This is a genomic window from Psychrobacter sp. ANT_H56B (assembly GCF_008369245.1).
Taxonomy (GTDB): Bacteria; Pseudomonadota; Gammaproteobacteria; order Pseudomonadales; family Moraxellaceae; genus Psychrobacter; species Psychrobacter cryohalolentis.
Map to the genome: position 1 here is coordinate 335,188 of NZ_VOBF01000002.1, position 22,636 is coordinate 357,823.

At 42.8% G+C, this 22,636-nt stretch carries 17 protein-coding genes; 6 read left to right on the forward strand and 11 right to left on the reverse strand.

The features are described 5' to 3' along the window. Nucleotides 1-34 precede the first annotated feature (34 nt). Together FQ082_RS04135 and topA are read left to right on the forward strand one after the other, a co-directional pair. On the forward strand, nucleotides 35-631 hold the full coding sequence (locus tag FQ082_RS04135; RefSeq protein ID WP_011514222.1) for a hypothetical protein: 597 nt from the start codon (nucleotides 35-37) through the stop codon (nucleotides 629-631). Between the two features lie 279 nt (nucleotides 632-910). Continuing rightward, nucleotides 911-3,601 (forward strand): type I DNA topoisomerase, encoded by a 2,691-nt coding sequence (gene topA / locus FQ082_RS04140; RefSeq protein WP_149492145.1) that lies wholly within the window; start codon nucleotides 911-913, stop codon nucleotides 3,599-3,601. 118 nt (nucleotides 3,602-3,719) lie between these two features. Here topA and FQ082_RS04145 read toward each other — a convergent pair whose 3' ends face one another. From FQ082_RS04145 to lon, 4 genes are all read right to left on the reverse strand, one after another. Further along, entirely contained in the window at nucleotides 3,720-4,277 is a 558-nt protein-coding gene (locus tag FQ082_RS04145) for a superoxide dismutase family protein (RefSeq protein ID WP_011514220.1), read from the reverse strand. Between the two features lie 141 nt (nucleotides 4,278-4,418). Continuing rightward, nucleotides 4,419-5,534 (reverse strand): META domain-containing protein, encoded by a 1,116-nt coding sequence (locus FQ082_RS04150; RefSeq protein WP_149492146.1) that lies wholly within the window; start codon nucleotides 5,532-5,534, stop codon nucleotides 4,419-4,421. Nucleotides 5,535-5,573: 39 nt separating this feature from the next. Then, nucleotides 5,574-6,668 (reverse strand): hypothetical protein, encoded by a 1,095-nt coding sequence (locus FQ082_RS04155; protein ID WP_149492147.1) that lies wholly within the window; start codon nucleotides 6,666-6,668, stop codon nucleotides 5,574-5,576. A 145-nt stretch (nucleotides 6,669-6,813) separates the two neighbouring features. Continuing rightward, nucleotides 6,814-9,438 (reverse strand): endopeptidase La, encoded by a 2,625-nt coding sequence (gene lon / locus FQ082_RS04160; protein ID WP_262498149.1) that lies wholly within the window; start codon nucleotides 9,436-9,438, stop codon nucleotides 6,814-6,816. 309 nt (nucleotides 9,439-9,747) lie between these two features. Here lon and FQ082_RS04165 point away from each other — a divergent pair, with 309 nt between their 5' ends. Beyond that, on the forward strand, nucleotides 9,748-11,109 hold the full coding sequence (locus tag FQ082_RS04165; protein WP_149492148.1) for a Na+/H+ antiporter family protein: 1,362 nt from the start codon (nucleotides 9,748-9,750) through the stop codon (nucleotides 11,107-11,109). Between the two features lie 239 nt (nucleotides 11,110-11,348). Here the strand turns inward: FQ082_RS04165 and FQ082_RS04170 are convergent, their stop codons facing one another. Both FQ082_RS04170 and FQ082_RS04175 read right to left on the reverse strand, forming a co-directional pair. Continuing rightward, entirely contained in the window at nucleotides 11,349-11,585 is a 237-nt protein-coding gene (locus FQ082_RS04170) for a hypothetical protein (protein ID WP_149492149.1), read from the reverse strand. Next, nucleotides 11,582-12,292, reverse strand: coding sequence for a 5-formyltetrahydrofolate cyclo-ligase (locus FQ082_RS04175; protein WP_149492150.1), 711 nt, complete (start codon nucleotides 12,290-12,292; stop codon nucleotides 11,582-11,584). Before FQ082_RS04175 ends, FQ082_RS04170 begins: the two co-directional genes overlap by 4 nt. 143 nt (nucleotides 12,293-12,435) lie before the next feature. Between FQ082_RS04175 and fumC the strand changes: the two genes are divergently transcribed. From fumC to FQ082_RS04190, 3 genes are all read left to right on the forward strand, one after another. Next, nucleotides 12,436-13,839 (forward strand): class II fumarate hydratase, encoded by a 1,404-nt coding sequence (fumC, locus tag FQ082_RS04180; protein ID WP_149492151.1) that lies wholly within the window; start codon nucleotides 12,436-12,438, stop codon nucleotides 13,837-13,839. Nucleotides 13,840-14,135: 296 nt separating this feature from the next. Beyond that, on the forward strand, nucleotides 14,136-14,663 hold the full coding sequence (locus FQ082_RS04185) for a peroxiredoxin (protein ID WP_020444073.1): 528 nt from the start codon (nucleotides 14,136-14,138) through the stop codon (nucleotides 14,661-14,663). A gap of 258 nt (nucleotides 14,664-14,921) precedes the next feature. Further along, complete coding sequence (locus tag FQ082_RS04190; RefSeq protein WP_149492152.1) at nucleotides 14,922-15,689, forward strand: hypothetical protein; 768 nt, start codon at nucleotides 14,922-14,924, stop codon at nucleotides 15,687-15,689. A 104-nt stretch (nucleotides 15,690-15,793) separates the two neighbouring features. Here FQ082_RS04190 and FQ082_RS04195 read toward each other — a convergent pair whose 3' ends face one another. From FQ082_RS04195 to glcF, 5 genes are all read right to left on the reverse strand, one after another. Then, nucleotides 15,794-16,606 carry a MipA/OmpV family protein gene (locus FQ082_RS04195; protein WP_149492153.1) on the reverse strand — a complete coding sequence of 271 codons (813 nt, stop codon included), beginning with the start codon at nucleotides 16,604-16,606 and terminating at the stop codon, nucleotides 15,794-15,796. 245 nt (nucleotides 16,607-16,851) lie between these two features. Continuing rightward, nucleotides 16,852-17,898: a rhomboid family intramembrane serine protease gene (locus FQ082_RS04200; RefSeq protein ID WP_149492154.1), complete on the reverse strand. Its 1,047-nt coding sequence runs from the start codon at nucleotides 17,896-17,898 to the stop codon at nucleotides 16,852-16,854. Between the two features lie 99 nt (nucleotides 17,899-17,997). Next, the gene (locus FQ082_RS04205; protein ID WP_149492155.1) at nucleotides 17,998-19,206 is read right to left on the reverse strand and encodes an alpha-hydroxy acid oxidase; all 1,209 of its coding nucleotides are present in this window, start codon (nucleotides 19,204-19,206) and stop codon (nucleotides 17,998-18,000) included. A 192-nt stretch (nucleotides 19,207-19,398) separates the two neighbouring features. Next, nucleotides 19,399-21,156, reverse strand: a complete 1,758-nt coding sequence (locus FQ082_RS04210) for an L-lactate permease (protein WP_133105072.1) — start codon at nucleotides 21,154-21,156, stop codon at nucleotides 19,399-19,401. A gap of 243 nt (nucleotides 21,157-21,399) precedes the next feature. Further along, complete coding sequence (gene glcF / locus FQ082_RS04215; protein ID WP_149492156.1) at nucleotides 21,400-22,611, reverse strand: glycolate oxidase subunit GlcF; 1,212 nt, start codon at nucleotides 22,609-22,611, stop codon at nucleotides 21,400-21,402. Nucleotides 22,612-22,636: the final 25 nt, after the last annotated feature.

A 22,636-nucleotide genomic window follows, 5' to 3' on the forward strand; every position in this document is an offset into this window, starting at 1 on the left:
TGAGCGAACTTATTAGCTAAAAGGTCAGATTGTCATGGGTATGTGGATTGCTATTCTCATTGTACTATTCGTATTAGGGAGTATGATGGCGCTCAAGCCGAGCGGTATCGATCAGCGTTTAGATAAGCTGCGTATGACCGCGCGCCGCTTGCAGCTCAACCCAAAGCTGGTCACTTGTCCTGACTGGATAAAGGGTAAAGACAATGAGTATGGTCGCGGGATGATGGGGCAGTATTGCTTAATATTAGAAAATACCAATCTGCCGTTTACCCGCTATCAAGTGATTGATGGGCAATGGCGACCAGATAGTAGTTTTGTCGATACGACTACAGATGATAATAAGCTTATCGTGCCAACAGCTATTCGTGCGAATCAAAGCAATACCCATACGGCAATTAAGAAGCCTAATGTCAGTTTGGACAAGATGCCACTTGATTTGCCAGTCAGTATTGAGCCCTATGTAAAAGGGTTATTGACTAAGGCAAATAGTATCGTGATTTATTGGGAAGATATCGCTTATGTACGCCCTGCGACCAATCCTGCTTATCAGCAAAAATTGATTGAGAGCGATTTATTAGCACTCAAAGAAAAGCTTGAAGAGTGGGCGCTGCAGATGCAAAAGATCCTATAAAAATCGCCACAAGGTAGCAAATTGTTTTTTCGTCTCCATAAACGAGCGATATGCAAGTGCTTTTGGCAGACGCTTAGTCATTTTCAGTTGACAGTTTAAGCCTTAGCAGTGTAACGTCTTTATAACTGAAACCTTTCGTTATGGTTATCATTTGTTTTATAACCGATTTTACTAGCAGCCATTACTACAATAATTTGCCACGCCCTTATAACCAAACCTATAAATGGCATGCTGCTAGACAATTCTTATTTTAATTTACTTATTATGGTGTCGTCACCTATGACAAAACCCGCAGCTAAAAAAAGTGCAGCGCCCGCTGCTGACAAACCTAAAGGCAGCCCAAAAGCCAGTCCAAAGGGCAAATCTTTGGTGATTGTTGAATCACCCGCCAAGGCAAAAACCATCAATAAATACTTGGGTGATGATTTTATCGTGCGCTCAAGTATTGGTCATGTCCGAGATTTGCCAGTCGGTGCAAGTAAAAGTACGAAGAAACCAGCAACGACCAAAAAAGATGACAGCCTAAGCAAAGAAGAAAAAACCCAGCAAGCATTGGTACGGCGTATGGGTGTCGACCCTGAGCATGATTGGGCGGCAGTCTATGAAGTCTTGCCAAATAAGACCAAGGTCATCAAAGAGCTGAAAGCTTTAGCCAAAGACGCTGACAAAATCTATCTGGCAACGGATATGGATAGAGAGGGAGAGGCGATTGCTTGGCATCTTAAAGAAGTCATCGGCGGCGCTGACAGTAAGTATGAGCGTGTGGTTTTTAACGAGATTACCAAATCTGCCATTCAAAATGCCTTTAAGCAACCGTCTAAACTTGATATTGACCGAGTTAATGCACAGCAAGCGCGTCGCTTCTTAGACCGTGTCGTTGGTTTTATGGTATCGCCACTTTTGTGGCAAAAGGTTGCTCGTGGTCTATCGGCGGGTCGCGTCCAGTCTGTTGCTATGCGCTTGGTTGTTGAGCGTGAGCATGAAATTCGCGCCTTTATTCCAGAAGAATATTGGCAGATTCATGCCGATACCCATATTGCTGATAGCAAAGCCAAAAAAGCTGCAGACGCTGAGCAAATTGGTATTCGTTTAGAAGCCACTAAGCAAGGCGGCAAAACGCTAAAGCTCGTCAATAAAGAGCAGACTGATAAAGTATTAGATGTCCTAAAAGCAAATGACTTTATCGTCAAAGAACGTGAAGAAAAGCCAACGCAATCACGTCCAAGCGCGCCATTTATTACCTCGACCTTGCAACAAGCGGCAAGCACGCGTCTGGGATTCTCAGTTAAGAAAACCATGATTTTAGCGCAACGTTTATATGAAGCGGGTCATATTACTTATATGCGTACCGATTCGACCTTTTTATCAGGTGATGCGCTTGCTGCGGTACGTGGCTATATCGAAGACAGCTATGGTGCGAAATACGTGCCAGAAAAGCCGAATTTCTATGGTAATAAACAAGGCGCACAAGAAGCGCATGAAGCCATACGTCCGTCTAACGTCAATATGAAGTCAACGCAGCTTAAGGCCGTTGAACGTGATGCAATACGTTTGTATGAGCTAATCTGGCGTCAGTTTGTAGCCTGTCAGATGCTACCAGCAAAATATCTATCAGTGAATTTATTCGTTGCTGCTGATGATGTCGAGCTAAAAGCGCGTGGTCGCACCTTGGTATTTGATGGCTTTACCAAGGTTATGCCACCTGCCAAGACCGACGATAACTTATTACCAGATGTGAAAAAAGGCGATAAATTAATACTAGATAAGCTTGATCCGAGTCAGCATTTTACTAAGCCACCACCGCGTTTTACTGAGGCAAGTTTGGTCAAAGAGCTTGAGAAAAAAGGCATCGGTCGTCCATCGACCTATGCTTCTATCATCTCGACTATTCAAGATCGCGGTTATGTGAAGTTAGAAAACAAGCGCCTGTTTGCTGAAAAAATGGGTGATATCGTCACCGATAGACTGACGGCAAGTTTTCCTGATTTGATGGATTATACCTTTACCGCCGCGCTTGAAGACAAGCTTGATCATGTGGCAGAAGGCGATACCGATTGGAAAGATGTCCTTGATAATTTCTATGGTGACTTCAAAACAACGCTTGATCGTGCTAAAGAAAAAGACGGCATGCGCCCGAATGATCCAACCGATGTACCAGATGTCCATTGCGATCTTTGTGCTCGTCCAATGCAGCTACGTACCGGTTCGACGGGTGTATTCTTAGGTTGTACTGGTTACAACTTACCACCAAAAGAACGCTGTAAAGGCACTAAGAACTTAATGCCAGTCGAAGCTTTTGCCAATCTTGATGATGCCGAAGGTGATGACGAAGCGGCCGAAGTCAGAGATTTGATGGAGAAGAAACGCTGCCCGAAATGCGGTACGGCAATGAATGGTTATATCGTTGATGGCGGTCTTAAGCTGCATGTGTGTGGTAACAATCCTGATTGTGATGGTTATGTCTTAGAAGAAGGTAAGTTCGAAGTTCCTGGTTCTGATTCTCCAACCATTGATTGTAATAAGTGCGATGGACAAATGGAGTTAAAGACAGGACGTTTTGGTCCTTACTTTGCGTGTCAGCAATGTGATAACACGCGTAAAGTGCTGAAAACAGGCGAAGCAGCACCGCCGCGCATGGATCCTATTCATCTACCAGAGTTAAAATCTGTTAAGCATGAAGATTACTTTATCTTACGTGAAGGTGCAGCGGGCATGTTCTTAGCCGCCTCTAAGTTCCCTAAAGTACGGGAGACACGTCCGCCAAAGCTTGCTGAGCTGCGAGAGATTAAAGATAAAATGGAAGACAAGTTCCAGTATTTGTTTGAAGGTCCAGATGAAGATCCAGATGGTAATCCGACGATTTTACGTTGGTCGCGCAAGAAAAAAGAGCAGTATATCGGCTCTGAGAAAAATGGCAAAGCCACACGTTGGGGCGTTTACTGGCGTAAAGGAGAGTGGGTAGAGGAGTAAATTTCTTTTACCTTTAAGCCGTCAATAGTTTCAGGCTATAAAAAAACCTCTTATACAATCTAAGAGGTTTTTTTATGATTTAAAATCGAAGCTATGACTATGGATTATAGATTATGGATTATCTTTTTTCGATAATGCCGCAAGCGACGCGATCACCGGCATTACCAGCGGGCTGACTGGTGTAATCATCAACACCGCTATGCACGATAAAGGCTAGGCGATTGACGCTGTATTTACCAGCATCAGCGGCAGAAATTTTCTTATTCACATAATTGATAGTTGCGACACCATCCGCATTAGCCGTTAGATTAGGTAAGTCGCCTGCATGACCATTCATGTCATCTGGGTTAGAATGTGGCTTGTTATCTGGATTAAAATGCCCACCTGCTGCTTTACCCATATTGCCACAGCTTCCTGTTTCATGAATATGTAGCGACACGGTCTGACCCGGTTGCAAGTTCATCAGCTTACCATATACTTGTACACCGCCATCAACGGGGCGCAAAAACATTTGCCCGACTTCATTTTTATCACCAGTAACAGCATTAATGGTCGACTTTAAAACAGGTTGGTTTAGAGGATTGCCTGTTTGCATCTGACTTTCTACCGTTTGACAACCCGTCATTGCTAAAGCAGAACCACATAATAGTGCACTTGCAAGCATTGTCTTATTCATTATTATCTCCGTTTTAAATTCGTGTTTTTGATATCATCAATGATTTACTGTATCAGTATAGCTAGGCGCTTGAAGGAGTTATTCACTAAAAGCGCAACAATCGGTTAATAAATGTAAGTTACTTATGGGGTCGGAATTTATTTACGGTGTTTTCTTGGCTTCGTTTTGCCATACTAAGGTTTCGCCTGTTGCCATCGTTTGCAATAAATTATAATGAGGCATATCAGTCTGATTGTCTGCTGTTGGCGATATTGGTTGTAAGCTTAATGTTAGCTGACTGCTGCTATCACGCATTAAATCAAACAAAGCGGATTCGATTCTATTGCCTGTCTCACCGCAACCCATTACGGTACTAATAATAATACCGACTTTGAAGATATTATCATTGAGTAAAAAATAGGGCGCGCGCGAGCCGTTACAGCCTGAGCTAAAGGATGCGTACTGATTGTCAGGCCAGCTCTCAAAGCTCGCTGAAATAGGGTGATCAGGGTGATAAAAATTGCCCAAAGATTTTCTAGTTAATTCTCCTTTTTCATCATAAGTATTACTGACGGCGCTCACCAGCGTCCAATGATACTGCTCTAATAACTCGTTAGTAATGGGTAATCCAGTGGGAGCTGCTAATGCTTTAGGTGAACCTATAAAAATTAAGCGATTACCGTTTTCGATATTAAGTGCCAAACGTTTAGGAGCAGCTTGTATGGCGACTGGCGCTGATTCTGATGTTAAATGCGAAGTTGGCAATAACTCAAAATTAAGCCTAACAGGTACGTACTTAACAAATAACGATTGAATACTATTATCCTCTGTAATCACAGTTTTATTATCAAGGGCATTGTCAAAGTCATTGTCATCGTTACAGTTCGCTGGAACTTTGGCAAGATGAGAATAATAAGGGTAAGGCGGTGCTGACATCGAATGGAAATCCAGCATATATTGCTCGCAACCTTGATAAAATCTGACTGCACTGGGTTCTATTGCTAAGGTAATCGGTGCAAAATTTTCGATATCGACTATGTTACCGTTTTGATTAATTACTTGCGCCAATTGCCAGTCATAATGAGCTACCCATTGCATTACTTGTGATTCTTTAATTACTATCTCGTCAGTAAAGTTAGATTTATCTTTAATAACAGGTGCGTTGACGATAGTGGTCTGCTGGATACTATTCAATGGCGCAGGCTGGCAACCCATTAATCCCACTGCTACAGACAAGCTGATAATAGTTAATGAGCGCTTTATAGTTGGCAGCAGCATTGTAAAATCCTTTTTAAAAAATATGAGAATGAATAGAGGCTAAGGTGTTTTCTTTACTTCATTCTTCCAGATAAGCGTTTCGCCTGATTCTAACTTTTGAGTAAGGAGATAGCTAGATTCAGAGTTATCAGAAGGATTAGATACTCTCTGCTTATCAAGATTGATCAGTGTTAACTGACTAGAGCTATAAAGCATTAGGCGGCTAAGGCTTAATTCAATATCATCAATGTCATCACCACACCCTACCATGGTTGAAGGGTTGCCACCAATTAGCAACGTTTGATTAGTAGATAAAGCATAAGACCCACCAGCCCCATTGCATCCGACAGAAAATCCAATACCTTGGCTAAAACTACTTTGCTGAGGGTTGCTATAATCATGTGAACCAAGCCTGTAGTTTGCAGTAATAGGTACATCTGGATGATTAAATTTATTAATAGTTTTATTGGTATCGTCAGTTGCACTAATAAGACGCCATTGGTATCGCTCTAATAATTCATTGGTAAGCGGTATGCCCGCCACAGGATATTCAGGCTTGGGCGTACCTGAAAAAATCAGTGTTTTTCCTTTATTGGTTTTTAGAGCCAGCTGTTTTAATTTCTTGTTAGAACTCTGTGCAGAGTTTGGTAGTACTGGATCAAATCTGAAAGCTGTATCTGAATAGGGTATAAAAACACTATTTACGACATTTCCTGTTTTATTTTTGATTGTGTTTTTATTACTCAAATTTTCGATAATTGAATGGTTTACTGTGGTGCAGTTATCAGATGGTTCGCTGATATTGATTTGCCCGTAAAGGTAAGGTAATGGTAACCACATATCAAAAGAAGCTTGGTGACGCTGACAGCCTTCTGTAAATGTTAAAAGGCTTGGATGTACCTCCATTATCAAAGGCAGCTTTTGGTTAAAAGGCTTGATTCGACCCTTATCATCGCTGACATGGGTTAGTTCCCACTCATATTTTGTGGTGGTTTGAAACAGTCTGGATTCGAGCGTGGTCGCTGACCAGTTTTTATCGTCGATAACGGTACTGGTTTGTACTGAATGATTAAGGCTGTTGGTTTGGCAGCCTAATAAAGCGAGGGGTAGTAATGTGCTTATTACAACTAGAGGCACCCTTAAATGATTTAACATTGTACTTTCCTAATAAATAAACATTTGTCTAAAATATAGCACAGGGTCTTAACCAAATTGTTTTTTATTATTGCCAAAAAAAAGCCGCCCATCATTACGACGAGCGGCTCTTTAATTTATAAGACTGGATTAGTAACTAATCAGATTAATTGTGTAGCGCTTTACCTTTGGTCTTATCAACCGTTACTTTGGCAGGTTTAATTGGTACTGGCATACTGACCAACGCTACTTTTAATATCTCATCAATCGTCGCAACTGGCTGAATGGTTAAGCCTTCTTTGACGTTATCAGGGATATCGGCTAAGTCACGCTCGTTAGTATCTGGAATCAACACATGCTTGATACCACCACGATGCGCTGCGAGCAGCTTCTCTTTAAGACCACCGATACGTAAGATTTTACCACGCAGGGTAATCTCACCTGTCATGGCAATATCTGGACGAATAGCAATACCAGTTAATGCAGATACTAATGCTGTTGTTAGCGCACCACCAGCAGATGGACCGTCTTTTGGAGTGGCTCCTTCTGGCATATGTACGTGGACGTCAGTCGTTTTAAAGGTCTCGTAGTCAATCCCTAAGCTATCGCCGCGAGCACGTACCACACTCATCGCTGCACGGATAGATTCTTTCATCACATCGCCGAGTGAACCGGTAAAGATAAGCTCACCTTTGCCTTTCATCGCAACCGCTTCGATAGTGAGTAGCTCACCACCGACTTGTGTCCAAGCAAGCCCAGTAATACGACCAATCTCAGGCTCTTCTTCCGCTAGACCATAGTCATACTGATGGACACCTAGATAGTCATCGATGTTTTTGTCATCGACCACGACCAGCTGACGTTCTGCTTTTTTCGGAGCGCGGGCGCCATGCGTTTCAACCGAACCGCGAACCACTTTACGGCAGATTTTATTCACTTCACGCTCAAGGTTACGTACACCGGCTTCACGCGTATAGCTACGCACGATGCTATGCAATGCTGCTTCTACAATCTCAATCTCGCCTTCTTTGAGACCATTATTTTTAATGGCTTTTGGCACTAGATACTTCTGCGCGATATTCACTTTTTCTGCTTCGGTATAACCCGGTAAGCGAATAACCTCCATACGGTCAAGTAGCGCAGCTGGAATATCCATACTGTTAGCGGTACAGATAAACATCACTTGTGATAAATCTAAGTCCATATCTAAATAATGGTCATTGAAAGTATCATTCTGTGATGGGTCTAGCACTTCAAGCAACGCTGATGCTGGATCACCGCGGAAGTCATGCGCCATCTTATCGATTTCATCCAATAAGAATAGCGGGTTTTTGACTTCTACCTTTGCCAATGACTGCACGATTTTACCTGGCATTGCACCGATATACGTACGGCGATGACCACGAATCTCAGCTTCATCACGTACACCGCCAAGCGCCATACGTACAAACTTACGACCGGTTGCACGAGCAATTGATTCGCCCAATGAAGTTTTACCAACACCCGGAGGACCGACTAAGCAAAGAATCGGACCGCGCAGTTTTTTTACTCGTGATTGTACAGCGAGATACTCTAAGATGCGATCTTTGACATCTTGTAAGCCATAATGGTCTTCGTCTAGAACAGTTTTAGCTTTATCTAAATTGATAGAAACTTTAGTCGTCGCATTCCACGGCGTGTCCAAAATCCATTCAATATAGTTGCGCACTACTGAAGATTCACTCGAAGCCGGTGGCATCATTTTGAGCTTTTTCATCTCTTGCTCGGCTTTTTTGCGCACATCTTCTGGCAAGTCAGCTTCATCAAGACGTTGTTCAAGCTCAGCCACGTCATCTTCACCATCGAACGCACCGTCATTCATATCTGACAGCTCGTTTTTAATGGCTTTCATCTTCTCGTTTAAGAAGTATTCGCGCTGATTGTCTTCCATTTGCTGACGGACAGCTTCTTGAATATCTTGTTCGATGTTTTGCTCAGCACTTTGCTTGACCAAATATTCAGTCAAAGTGTTGATATGGGTTTTGATATCATTTTGCTCTAAAAATGACTGTTTGATATCAAGATCCATCGACACACGAGTTGAGATAAAGTAGACCAACTCAAGCAAATCATCGATACGTTTTGCAACGCGCGTTAGCTCACGCGAATTACGTAGACGTGCATCGGCATAGCTTTCAAACAGCGAGGTTAAAGCTTGAATCGTGTTTTTCTGCTGGCTTTCATCCATGCTGACATCAAGGTCTGCACGCTCAAAGCTTGCCATCAATAAATCATCATGACTCTCTATCGAATCAACACGAGCGCGATATTGACCTTCGATCAATACTTTGATGCAATTCTCATCGCTATCATGTGGCATGGTGCTGACGATACGACATACTGTGCCGTATTGATATAAGTTATCGTGATCAATGTCTTCGGTGAGCGAGTCTTTTTGAGCAACGACCAAAACCTTATTGCCGTACTCAGCTTGCGCCAATTCAACCGCTTTGACTGAAGGCTCACGACCGACAAACAAGGCAATTTGCATATGCGGATAAACAACGACATCGCGCAGTGCCAATAATGGCAGATAATCTTCAACAGCATCTTCTTTACTGTCTTTCGCAGTGTCATCTTCTTGAGCAGCGTCAGACGCTGACTTGTTTTCTACTGCGTTATCAGACGAGGTTTCTAGCTCGTTCTGTTGCTCGTTTTCTAGCTCACTTTGCTGCTTGTTGTCATCAGCAACGTTAGGTGATACGTCGACATCGATGTCGATATTGTCTTTATCAATTTTATGTTCACTCATATATTCTTCCTCGTTCACCAGACTTGTAAAGTCAAGTTAGTGGTTCATGTTTAGATAAATGGTGCTGCTATATAAAATTGCAAGGCTCTGTTATCAACAGTTGAGAGAATATTGTTCCTTTATCTACTTTTTCTCTTCAAGCTATTTGGTTTTGCGCGTGGGTTTTAGTCATAAAATCAGGTAAAATAGCGCGCGTCTTAATCGCTCCGTTCAAATAGCAACTGTGTGGATTAAAGTGCTAGGGTTAAATAAATAGGTCAGCAATGTTGTCAATGGCAGGCTACAAAATATAGGATAAGGGGCAAGAATATGACCATCAATGCGGTACTACTGGCGGTAGTCATCATGCTAGGGCTGTCTTTGGCACGTGTACACGTGGTACTCAGTTTGTTAATCGGTGCGCTGGCAGGTGGACTCATTGCTGGTCTCGGTATGACTGATACCTTGAACGCCTTTCAAGAAGGGATCAAAAATGGCGCACAAATCGCGCTGTCTTATGCGCTGCTAGGTGCGTTTGCAGTAGCAATTGCGCATTCCGGCTTGCCACAGTCACTGGCAGGGGCGGTTATCAAACGCATTGATGCAGGCGGCACCAGCGGCATGATTAAATACATGCTGTTTGCAGGTCTTGTCACTATGAGCTGCTTTAGCCAAAACTTAATCCCCATTCATATTGCCTTTATTCCACTGCTTGTACCGCCGCTATTATTGGCATTTAACCGCATGCATATTGATAGACGCCTGATTGCTTGTCTGATCACTTTTGGACTTGTCACGACTTATATGTTTATTCCTTATGGGTTTGGCGATATTTATCTCAATCAAATCATGCTCAAAAATGTTGGTGAAGCGGGTATCGATATCAGTAATATCTCGGTGACCAAAGCCATGGCGATTCCCGCTTTGGGTATGTTCGTGGGCTTACTGATTGCTGTATTTATCAGCTATCGTAAACCGCGTCAGTATCAGCAGCTAGCAATTGATAAAGCTGCGCATGATGAAGTGTTAGATAGTGACGAGTTAAGCAAAACCACGGCTACTGCACAAACACAAAGTAAAATGAAGACGCTAGTGGCGATTGCAGCGATTGTCACTGCTTTTGTGGTGCAGCTATATACTGATTCGTTATTGCTAGGATCTATGTTTGGTTTTGGCGTCTTTATGGCGACAGGCGTCGTCAAGTGGCGTGATGCCGATACGGTCTTTAATGACGGTATCAAGCTGATGGCGATGATTGGCTTTATTATGATTACGGCGCAAGGGTTTGCGGAAGTCATGAAAGCGACTGAGCAGATACAGCCATTAGTTGATGGAGCGGCATCGTTGTTTGCTGGTAACAAAGCGATGGCCGCATTTATTATGTTACTCATTGGTTTGATTGTGACCATGGGTATTGGCTCATCCTTTTCGACCATTCCAATTTTGGCAGCGATTTATGTGCCGCTGTGTATCTCTCTAGGGTTTTCGCCATTGGCTACTGTGGCGATTATCGGTACGGCTGGCGCGCTGGGAGATGCGGGTTCGCCTGCGTCAGATTCGACATTGGGGCCAACCTCTGGTCTAAACATTGATGGACAGCATGACCATATCAAAGACAGCGTGGTGCCAACCTTTATTCATTACAATATTCCGTTATTGATCTTTGGTTGGATTGCGGCGATGGTGCTTTAATTAATAATATAAACTCTTAATATCGATATAAAAAAGGTGAGTGATTTCATAATCATTCGCCTTTTTGGTTTTTTATAGTCAGGGAGAAGTAATATCCATACATCATGTACTGCTGATATTAATTTTTCTTGCTTGCTATGCCTACGCAGACAGAGGCTAAAAAAATTTATACTAGCAGTACTGTAGCGTTTTTAAGATATTTTAACTATATGATGATGTGATTTATGCCTTTCTTAATACTATTCATCAAAATCCTTAATCTCACCATTTAAACCACGCAAAAATGCATCACTTTGCGCCATCAGCTCATTCAAGCGTTCTTCATTGACTAGCCGTGTCATCTCATCAGAGCTAAAAGGTTGCTCTTGACTGTAGTAACGCAACTCTCTAGCGTCCTCGTTACCTAACGTTTGCAAATACTCGTCCACATTATCAGCGCTAGAGTTACTATCCATCGTTTTTTTATAATCTTTCATCTAAACCACCTTATGCCGCTTGGCGTAATTATGGCATCTAACGGCACATCCCATGATTGACGCTCTAGTTGCTCAACCACTTGGAAGTCATAGCACCAGCCTATCTTTAAGGGTTTTTTCGCTCCTGATTGATAGCTTTTAGCAAGCGTCGTATCATAAAATCCGCCACCCATGCCCATACGATTGCCGTTCGAATCGACCGCCACTAACGGACAAATAATTACATCTAATTCTGCTGCCCATAATAATCGGCGATGATGGTTTTGCTTCATGCCTAAGCTATGAATGCGTGTCGGTACATTTAATAACTTTGCATGATAAATAGGCACAAAGCGCAATCGTTTATCTTTAAAGCCATTGCTAGTACGACCAAATGAGCCGACCACCGGCAAATACGGAAAATAGCCTAAGCGTTGACACCAATCCAAAATTGGCTGAGTGGGTAGCTCACCAAAGCCATCATAATATAATCCGATACGTGCATTCGGCGGTAAGCGTTGCTGTAGCTTGACTAAATGCAAACTTGCCATGCGTGCGTATTGTTTACGCTCATTATCCAAGAGCCTACGACGCTGGCGAGTAAAATGGCGTCTGGGTGGGTTGCTAATGGTATCAGCTATTTGCACATTATTAGTAGCTTGACTGCTCACGGTAGATAACTCAGGTAGCGAACTGGTAGATTGTTGTTGGCTGGCGTTCTTAGACATCAGTTACCCTCACGGACGTGGAGAAATTTGTGATAAGTCATGCTATCATAACGCCACTTTACAGCGTATTTTTCTTTGTGTGCAGCAGCTGTTGCACTTTTTATGACAAACCATTCATTACCAAACCATCAAAGAGGGTAGTTATGTCAACACAGAATCAGGCAACTCGTACCGAAAAAGACACCATGGGCAATGTAGAAGTCCCAGCTGACGCTTATTGGGGTGCACAAACTCAGCGTAGCCGCGAAAACTTTAAAATCGGTGGCGAGACCTTGCCGCGTCCGATGATTGAAGCGATGGCACTGGTCAAAAAAGCCGCTGCGATTACCAATGCGAGCCTTGAGCGTATCGAAGATGATAAGCGCGATCTTATCGTGCAAGCCGCTGATGAAGTCATCAATGGTGGTCTAACGGATCAGTTCCCATTAGTGGTATGGCAGACCGGTTCTGGTACGCAGTCAAACATGAATATGAATGAAGTATTAGCGAATCGTGCCAATGAAATCGCAGGGAACGCGCGCGGCAGCTATACGCCGATTCACCCAAATGACCATGTCAATCATGCTCAATCTACCAACGACAGCTTCCCAACGGCGATTCGTGTTGCCGCTGCTCGTGAAATCAACGGTTTATTGATTCCAGCGGTAAAAGCCCTGCGTGATACGCTAGATGCTAAAGCAAAAGAATTCGATAGCATCGTGAAAATCGGTCGTACGCATTTACAAGACGCCACGCCTTTGACTTTAGGTCAAGAGTTTAGCGGCTATGTTAGCCAACTTGATCATTCATTGGTACGTATTGATAATGCGCTACAAGGCTTGTATGAATTGCCATTAGGCGGTACGGCGGTTGGTACAGGTCTAAACGCCCATCCTGATTATGCGGTAAAATCAGCTGAGCAATTGGCGACATTGTCTGGTCTTCCATTTGTGACGTCACCGAATAAATTTGAAGCATTAGCCGCTCGTGATGCTGAAGTATTTGCTTCAGGCGCACTAAAAACGCTAGCAGCGAGCTTAAATAAAATTGCTAACGACGTACGTTGGTTGGCATCAGGTCCGCGTTGTGGTTTGGGCGAGTTGACGATTCCTGAAAATGAGCCAGGCTCTTCTATCATGCCGGGCAAAGTGAACCCAACCCAGTCAGAAGCAATGACCATGGTTGTGGCGCAAGTCATGGGTAACGATGTCACTATCAGCATGGCAGGCGCGTCAGGTAACTTTGAGCTAAACGTTTATAAGCCAGTGATTGCCTTTAACTTGTTGCAATCTATCAAGCTACTTGGCGATGCGTGCAATAGCTTCAACGAAAACTGTGCTGTTGGTATCCAGCCAGTAAAAGACAAAATCGATGACTTCTTGCATAACTCATTGATGCTAGTCACTGCATTGAACCGTCATGTTGGTTATGAGAATGCCGCGAAAATCGCTAAGACAGCTTATAAAGAAAACAAAACCTTGAAGCAAGTTGCCGTTGAGTTAGAGCTTTTAACTGAAGCACAGTTTGATGAGTGGGTAATTCCTGCTGATATGGTAAATCCTAAGTAAGCAGTAGACCAAATAATTACCTGCTACGGTGTCAGACTTGCTTAATGTACGATAGGTACCATTTGTACTGCTAGTAGCAGCATCATATTTGTTCCACTAAAAATTTAGAATAAAAAGACCTTGTCACTTCTTATACGAGAATGTGGCAAGGTTTTTTTTGGTTTATATTTTTAAAGCTAGATCTACATCTTATATAGTGAATGTAATCTCAAAGATTGCTTATAGACTACTATAACTATTATCATATACATGCAGAATTTTGGAAAAAAAGACAATAACCTAAATCGGAGTAAACAATGATTACCCATGTACCTGATATGACTTTTAAAACTCGTGTTCGTGATGACTCTATTGGAGGAGACAACCCGTTCACATGGTATGATCTAACCACAGATGAGTTATTTGCCAATAAAAAAGTGGTTGTGTTTTCTCTACCAGGTGCGTTTACGCCAACTTGTTCGACCAGCCATCTCCCTCGTTATGAAGCGCTTTATAATGAGTTTAAGGCATTAGGAATAGATGAAATAGTTTGCATTTCTGTCAATGATGCGTTCGTCATGTACCAATGGGGTCTGAAGCAAAACCGTGAAAACGTTTTCTTACTTCCTGATGGTAATGGTGAGTTCACTCGTAAAATGGGGATGCTTGTTGATAAGAGTAATGTTGGCTTTGGTATGCGCTCATGGCGTTATTCGATGGTTGTCGACAATAAAGAAGTTAAAAAAGTGTTTAAGGAAGCTGATTTTGGCGACAACTGTCCAATAGACCCATTTGAAGTATCAGATGCAGACACTATGTTAGCGTATTTAAAAAGTAATGCTTAGATTCCATTGAGAAGTTAGAAATAAAAAAGACCTTGTCACGTTATGTGGCAAGGTCTTTTTTATAAATAAGTTTATCGTTTTTAGAGGTAAATTGGATACTAATATATGTAAAATAGCGTATGGTAAACTGAACTTATATAGGTTAGTTTACCATATGCTATTTTTAAATAGTATTTGGAATAATAATGCTTAAAAGGCACCCTAAAATACTAAAAAATGAGTAGTACAAGCATTGTTTATTCAAAAAATGGAGTATTTATGAGTTGGTTTTATCAGTTTCTAGATGGAGGTATATTAACAAATTTAGTTTTTCTAGTACTTGCTGTAGTAAGTATTTTGATATCAGTAACTCTTTACATTAAGAGTAAGAAAGAAAAGGAATTAGTGTTTAGCGCTAAAAGCTTTGAACTGATTCAAAACTCCATTTCGTCAATTAATAATTTGACTATTAAATATGGTGAACATGATGTAGAGGCATTAACAGTAACTAGACTTTCTTTCTGGAATGACGGAAAGGCTACTATTGATACTGATGACATAGTAAGTTCAGATAAGCTACGTATTGAGCTAGCTAAGGATATTAAAATTTATACTGCTAGAATAGAGATGACAGCAAAAGAATCAAACTCAATAACACTATGCGTTATTGATAATAAAATAATAATTAACTTTGATTTTCTAGATTATGGCGATGGAGCCATAATTAACTTTTATCATAGTGGAAGTATGGAACAAGCTATACGTTTGAAAGGTACTCTTAAAGGAGCATTACCAATAAAACCAGCTGATGAATTAGAAAGCTTGCCTATTACGAATTATATTGGTCGTTTTTTGTTCCGAAAATATTGGGATGGGGGTGAGACTCTTAATGTTTTAGAAAGGGTTATTGCTTGCGTTTTCTTACCATTCGCTATTCTATTTTTAATAATATCCATGTCATTTGAGGCAGTTAGTTATAAGTTCTTTAAAAAGATACCAAAACAGTTTGTTCTGATAGAAAAGGGAGCAAATGTTGGAAAGAACTAGTTAGGCGGTAGGAGAAATACACTTTACCAGCATCTTAGGCTGAGAGAAGAAAGACCTTACTACATTACGCAGTAAGGTCTTTTTTAATAATAATCTAAGCTCAACTAGAACTTATAAAGCAAACCAAGCGTCGTCGTAGCATCAGTACGCGAGTCAACCATTGGACTGTCATATTGCTCATTTGGCAGATAACTTAAGCTTTGATTGGCAAAGCCCGCCCAGCGCTTACTGAAATCATAGTTGGCACTAACATTAATATAAGGATTCAAGCTTGAGTTGGCGGTATAAGCAGCGACGCCCGTTCTAGTTGACTCTGTATCGCTCACGCCGTAGTAGTATTCATTGTAGTCGGCATCATTGTACTCAAATCCAACGCTTGGATAGACCGTTAGCTTGTTTTTGCTAATTTTACCAATATAGCTTAAGCGGGCAGTATTACCGCCGCTACGATCTAAGATATCTGTTGCGTATTGGGCACGAAAGCCACCAACCGGTGTCAGACGCGTATAGCTTAAGCCTGCAGCAGCAGAGGCTTTACGCTCATCAAGTCCTTTTAGTGCGCCAGTAGCATCATCAGGATCAAATGAATTGCCAGCAAGCTGAGCATAAGCAGCTAGCTGATTGCTGCCGTCATTGATAAGGTATACACCCGCTTGAGCACCGCGTGCGTAGATTTTATTATTGTCATAGAATGCGCCTGGCAATACTTTTATCTCGGTGCTTTCTTCCAAATCGTAAGCAGATTTGACTGCCATGACGTTGACGCCGACGCTTAACTCAGCATCAGGATCTTTCGGTAGGTTTTTATTGAAGAGTGCTGCATTAGATAGGCTAGCTGTGCCAAGCATGGCAGTAGCTGTCAACGTGCTAAGCAAAGCACGCTTAAAAGTAGGGGATAGCGATGATGATGTAGACATGATTTGCTCTCATAAGTGGGTGAAACAAAGGGATAAAAATAGTAAAACACGTAAGGATTTTTGTACGTTATAGTCGATTCATCTTAAAAACGATACAGTGCTATTGGCTATAAATTTTTTGCAGCCTCTGTCACGCCTGCGAACAGCAAGCAAGAAAAAATTATAGCCAATAGAACGTTATTACAATCGTATCGCTTTTATTTTGAACTGACTATAGAATCAGGTAAAAATAAAAGAGATATAGGCTAAACAGTGCTTTGCTCAATGGCATTGAGCACTTCTATTAATTGTTGATGGATATCTTGCCACCACCACATAAAGCCAATGCTAATAAATAACATCACAATCCACGGCAGCAATTGCCAAATAAGCGCAGGTTTAACGGCTGTGCTTTTTTCATTCAGGGTTTCGTTAAGAGTAGGGCGAATAGGATTGGTAGGATTAACAGTTACGTTTGAGTTTACACCACTATTATTATCTACATGACTCTCATTATGCAAACTGTCATAATTTAAATGAGGGTTAGTTGAGTGAGCATCATTATCAAAATTAGTGTCGCTATTCACTGGCGTATTAATATAAGTGGTATGATATTCGTTTTGTTGCTCACTTTGATAATGGGGTAAACAATCATTCTCGTAAGTGGCAATATTCTGTATGACAGCTGCCATACGTTGACGATAGGCAATCGCAAAAGCCAGTGCAATGACAAGACCCGTAATCGCGCCGCCAATATGACCAGCATTGTCGATACCGGGCACTGCAAAACCATAGACTAGGTTGATGCCCATAATAAATATCAGGCTTTTAAGATTCAGCACCATACCATTGACTGATATCTTAAACAGCGCAGCGATCAATAACGCCGCGCCAATACCCATGATACCGCCCGATGCGCCCGCAGATAATCCAGCTTGTCCTGTCCCGTCCACAATATCTTGCCATGTGACGTAATTATTCAGTAAGTTGCCACCGATTGCTGCGAGTAAAAATAGCGCCAAAAACTTCGCTGAGCCAAACATCGGCTCGGCAATTTGACCAAAAAAATACATGGCAAAACCATTAAACAATAAATGCATCAGCCCAATATGCAAAAACGCACTGCTCACCAAGCGCCATGGCTCATTATCCATAGTAAAAGGCAGAGCATTGGCACCCCACTTTACCAGCGCTTCAGTTGAAGGATTATTGGCATCGACACCCGTTAATACCTGCATGATAAATAGCCCGATAAAGCTGACTAATAACAAGGTGGTAACAGGCGCTGTCTTTAACAATTGTTGAATGGTCATAACATCTAATTATCAATAAAAAATTATCAGTACAGTATAAAGGGTATAGATAGTATAAAGAAAGCGACCAACAAGTCTAAGTAGTTATATCGTATACACTTACCAGCGCATTGGCGCTACGTATGGCAAGGCAGTTTTGAGATGCTCGTAGGTACCTTTGACCAAGATATCATCGCGCACTTCATTGATATCGGTATGACCGCAAAACGCCATGCTGATATCACATTCGTTATAAATCAGTTCAAGCGCGCGGCGGACACCATCTTCGCCATACGCGCCAAGACCATAAAGAAAAGCGCGACCAATCATCGTGCCATTGGCTCCTAATGCCATCGCTTTGAGTACATCTTGCCCAGAACGAATACCGCTATCGAGCCAAACTTCAATCTGACTGTCTTCAGCACGCACGGCTTGTACAATATCGGCTAGAGATGAAATGGAAGAGGGCGCACCATCCAATTGGCGTCCACCATGATTGGAGACCACTAGCGCATCGGCACCGCTACGAGCTGCCAGTAGAGCGTCTTCTGGCTCCATGATGCCTTTGATAATCAGCTTGCCACCCCACATGTCTTTAATACGAGCGACATCATCCCAGCTAAGTGCTGGATCGAACTGCTCAGCTGTCCATGCGGATAGCGATGAGATATCCTCGACGTTTTTAGCGTGACCGACGATATTACCAAAGGTGCGACGCTTGGTACCCAGCATATTCATACACCATTCTGGCTTGGTCATCAGATTTAAGATATTGGCAAGCGTCGGCTTTGGCGGCGCAGATAGACCATTTTTGATGTCTTTATGACGTTGACCGAGTACTTGTAAGTCGGCGGTCAGGATGAGCGCTGAGCAATTGGCTTCTTTAGCGCGGCGAATCAAATTGGCGATAAAGTCCATATCACGCATCATATATAGCTGAAACCAAAACGGCTGGCTGGTATGTTCTGCTACATCTTCGATAGAGCAAATACTCATGGTCGATAGGGAAAACGGTACGCCAAACTTTTCTGCTGCCTGTGCCGCGAGGATTTCTCCGTCTGCCCACATCATGCCAGTAAAGCCTGTTGGCGCAATCGCAACCGGCATTTTTACTGACGTGCCCAACATTTCGGTAGCAAGCGAGCGTCCTTCCATATTAACCAAGACCCGCTGACGCAGTTTGATACGATCAAAGTCAGTTTCATTATTGCGATAGGTGGTCTCAGTCCATGATCCTGAGTCGACATAATCATAAAACATGCGAGGTACTTTACGCTCAGCGACCCGTCGTAGGTCTTCAATTTCAGTAATTTTGCTCAAATTTTTCATAAGGTCTTCCTTGTTGCTTATTTGATAACCGTTTATTAATTATGATGCTGTGGTCATTCATTTTTTGTCGTGAATTATTAGATAATATTATCTTAACCATGACATAAAACTGACGCTATCATAGTTAGTATAATAGCGTCAGTTCAAGTGCTGATTGTGGATTCACAGATTTACTAGTAAAGCTAACTCATGTTAAGTAACGGTTTTTTTACTCGTCATTGCCATGATGCCAAAAAATGCGATTGGCCAAATGACAGCCAATATCCACCACCACATTTGACCGAAAATAATACCCATACCGATCAATCCTGCCTGAATCACATAGTATGTCATTGCGACTAAGGTTTTGCGAATAACATAGCCTTCTTTATCCATCAGACCAACCACCGCGCAAGCAGCAACGACGTTATGTACCGCAATCATATTACCAGCAGCGCCACCGACCGCTTGCAGTGCTACTACTTGTGCAGCAAGATTGACATCTAAGCCAATTTGACTAGCGGTTGACCACTGAAAGTAAGCGAACATCATATTACTGACGGTATTTGAGCCTGCAATGAACGCACCCAGCGCGCCAATCCACGGAGACACGAGTGGCCATGCATTTTGAAATGCACCAGCAGCACTCTCAGCCAGTAAGATGGGCATAGCGGGTAGCGAATTTGCGACTTCAGCAGCTGACCCGGAGTTGATGAATACTTGTACCATCGGTACCGAAAACAGCAAGGCTGGTGCGGCGGCTATCATGGTTTTTGCAGAACTACTCCAACTACGTTTGACGGCTTGTCCGTTCATTTTGAACAACAAGATAGAGATTAAGGCAACAATAATTAGAATGATACCTGGAGAATAGGCAAGTTGGATTTTACTAGAAATAGTTGTACCAAAAAGATTGGTAAATTGTATAGTGGTCAAATCTCCAGTCAAAAATGCCTTCAGCGGTGCAATGACTCGAGTGATGATTAGTAGACCAATAACGATGAGATAAGGAGAAAATGCCCGAACCAAAGAAAATCTTGGTGCAATAGAATCATCAAACTTTTCTTCAGGTAACGAGCCGAGCCAGTCTTTATCCCATTTAGCGCGTGGCGCAAAATCAAAAATCTCTTTAGGCATCAAGAAGCCGCGCTTTGCTGCAGGAAGCACAATCATAAGACCGATAAAACCGCCGACCAATGATGGGAACTCAGGACCTAGGTATCTAGCCACTAAATAATAAGGAACGGTAAAGCAGAGACCAGCAAAAATTGCAAAAGGCCATACTTTGAGCCCTTCAACGAAGGAGCGATTTTTACCAAAGAACCGAGTCAAAAATCCACTCAAAAGTAACGGAATTAGAAAACCCACCAGCGCATGTATCAGACCGATGTTACCCGCGATTTGTAATAGATAGTTTTCAGTTGAGAGTGGCGCAATCGCTTGCGTTATATCTGGCTTATCATTGATACCAGTCCAAACGCCAAGTAATACTGGCGTACCAACGGCACCAAATGATACGGGCGTCGACTGAATAATTAACATAGCCATAACTGATGCCATCGCTGGGAAACCTAAAGCTAACAACAACGGTGCACCGATAGCAGATGGCGTACCAAATCCTGATGAGCCTTCGATCAGCGAGCCGAATAACCACGCCACAATGATAACTTGAACGCGTCTATCGGGCGAGATATCCATAAAGCCTTTACGAATAGCGACAATAGCGCCCCCTTCCTTCAAAGTATTCAGCAATAAAATAGCCGCAAATACAATAAATAAAAGCGTGAGTGCGACGATGATGCCGTTTACAGTCGCGGCTGCGACTTGGGCGCCACTGGCTTGCCAAACGAACAACGCTAATAGCGCGGTTACTAAATAGGCAACGCCCATAGAAATCTTGGCAGGGAGCCGCAACATTACAAGCAAAACGAGTACTACCAGAATAGGCGCTAAGGCCAAAAAAGTGTACATAATAAACCGTCCTTGGTATATGTAGTTGAAGTCATCTTTGAAATATCATTGAAGGATATTTCTTTTTTCTTTATCAGTATTAAGCCAAAAGAAGCCCGTAGTTTTTTGGTGCTGCGGGCGTCATTCAAATGGCAGTAGAGAACTTATTTCAAAAATTAGCTGAGACCTTGTATTCTTTATTAAGGTAGTTAAGAGCTGATTATGATTGTCCTTTACAATCCGCTTAACTCATTATAGTTGGTTTTATTGTGGGTCTAACAATTCGATCCAATGCTTGACTGGGACGGACGCATGGCTGCCTAAATGCAATTGGCATCCGATATTGGCTGTCACAATCTGATCTGGGTTATCGATGGTAAGATCGTTGATTTTATTAGTGAGTAGTTGCTGGCTAAGCGTAGGCTGAAGGAGCGAGTAAGTACCAGCAGAGCCGCAGCATAAATGTCCGTTTTGGGTTTTAGAGAGCTCAATCCCAGCGCGTTGCAATATCTGCTCAACATGACCGCCTAACTGCTGAGCGTGCTGTAGCGAGCATGGGCAGTGGACAGCGGTCTTGCGATTCGTCTGTTTTACTACCAACTTCTCTAGGTTCTCTTTGATCAAAATCTCACTCAGGTCTCGGGTCAGTGCACTGATACGCTTGGCTTTAGCTGCATAAGCGTCGTCATGTTTGAGTTTTTCGCCGTACTCCTTGACCATCGAGCCGCAGCCTGAAGCGCTGATAACAATGGCTTCAGCCCCAGCCTCAATATATGGCCACCACGCATCGATATTGCGCCGCATAAACGCAAGCCCTTCTTCATGAGCAGGTATGTGATAGCTCACAGCGCCGCAACATCCGGCATCTGGTGCAGCAATCAAGCTGATGCCTAGTTTATCAAGTACTCGGGCGGCGGCATTGTTGGTATTGGGAGTGGCAGAAGGTTGGGCGCAGCCCTCTAGCACCAGCATTTGACGCGAGTGTTGCTGTGATGGTCGCGGGCGGGTGATTTGCTTAACAGGGACTTGGGCTTTTAAGTCGCGAGGCAAAAAGGAGCGAAACAGTTGTCCGAGTCTTAAGAGAAACCCAAATCGGTGCGGATAGGGCAACACCTTTCTGATAAGCCAGCGTTTAAGCCTTTGATCGGCAGGTCGCGACAGCTGCTCTTCCATAATATCGCGGCCGATTTCAGCCAAGCGGCCATATTTTACCCCGGAGGGGCAAGTGGTTTCGCAGCTACGACAAGTCAGACAGCGGTCTAAATGAAGTTGGGATTTTTCGCTAACATCACCAGTTTCAAGCATTTGTTTTAGTAAATAAATACGACCGCGAGGACCGTCACGCTCATCGCCAAGCTCTTGATACGTGGGACACGTGGCATTACAAAATCCACAGTGAACGCAAGTGCGCAAAATATCGTCGGCTTCTTGAATATCTGGGTGATCCAGATATTTTATATTGATTTGAGTTCGCATTACGACTTCCTTGTCATCGAGCTAA

Coding starts and splice junctions, on each gene's coding strand:
- FQ082_RS04195 (WP_149492153.1), bottom strand. CDS start 16,606: ATGTCTACATCATCATCGCTATCCCCTACTTTTAAGCGTGCTTTGCTT.
- glcF (WP_149492156.1), bottom strand. CDS start 22,611: ATGCGAACTCAAATCAATATAAAATATCTGGATCACCCAGATATTCAA.
- FQ082_RS04165 (WP_149492148.1), top strand. CDS start 9,748: ATGACCATCAATGCGGTACTACTGGCGGTAGTCATCATGCTAGGGCTG.
- FQ082_RS04135 (WP_011514222.1), top strand. CDS start 35: ATGGGTATGTGGATTGCTATTCTCATTGTACTATTCGTATTAGGGAGT.
- lon (WP_262498149.1), bottom strand. CDS start 9,438: ATGAGTGAACATAAAATTGATAAAGACAATATCGACATCGATGTCGAC.
- FQ082_RS04190 (WP_149492152.1), top strand. CDS start 14,922: ATGAGTTGGTTTTATCAGTTTCTAGATGGAGGTATATTAACAAATTTA.
- FQ082_RS04155 (WP_149492147.1), bottom strand. CDS start 6,668: ATGTTAAATCATTTAAGGGTGCCTCTAGTTGTAATAAGCACATTACTA.
- topA (WP_149492145.1), top strand. CDS start 911: ATGACAAAACCCGCAGCTAAAAAAAGTGCAGCGCCCGCTGCTGACAAA.
- FQ082_RS04185 (WP_020444073.1), top strand. CDS start 14,136: ATGATTACCCATGTACCTGATATGACTTTTAAAACTCGTGTTCGTGAT.
- FQ082_RS04210 (WP_133105072.1), bottom strand. CDS start 21,156: ATGTACACTTTTTTGGCCTTAGCGCCTATTCTGGTAGTACTCGTTTTG.
- FQ082_RS04170 (WP_149492149.1), bottom strand. CDS start 11,585: ATGAAAGATTATAAAAAAACGATGGATAGTAACTCTAGCGCTGATAAT.
- FQ082_RS04175 (WP_149492150.1), bottom strand. CDS start 12,292: ATGTCTAAGAACGCCAGCCAACAACAATCTACCAGTTCGCTACCTGAG.
- FQ082_RS04205 (WP_149492155.1), bottom strand. CDS start 19,206: ATGAAAAATTTGAGCAAAATTACTGAAATTGAAGACCTACGACGGGTC.
- FQ082_RS04150 (WP_149492146.1), bottom strand. CDS start 5,534: ATGCTGCTGCCAACTATAAAGCGCTCATTAACTATTATCAGCTTGTCT.
- FQ082_RS04145 (WP_011514220.1), bottom strand. CDS start 4,277: ATGAATAAGACAATGCTTGCAAGTGCACTATTATGTGGTTCTGCTTTA.
- fumC (WP_149492151.1), top strand. CDS start 12,436: ATGTCAACACAGAATCAGGCAACTCGTACCGAAAAAGACACCATGGGC.
- FQ082_RS04200 (WP_149492154.1), bottom strand. CDS start 17,898: ATGACCATTCAACAATTGTTAAAGACAGCGCCTGTTACCACCTTGTTA.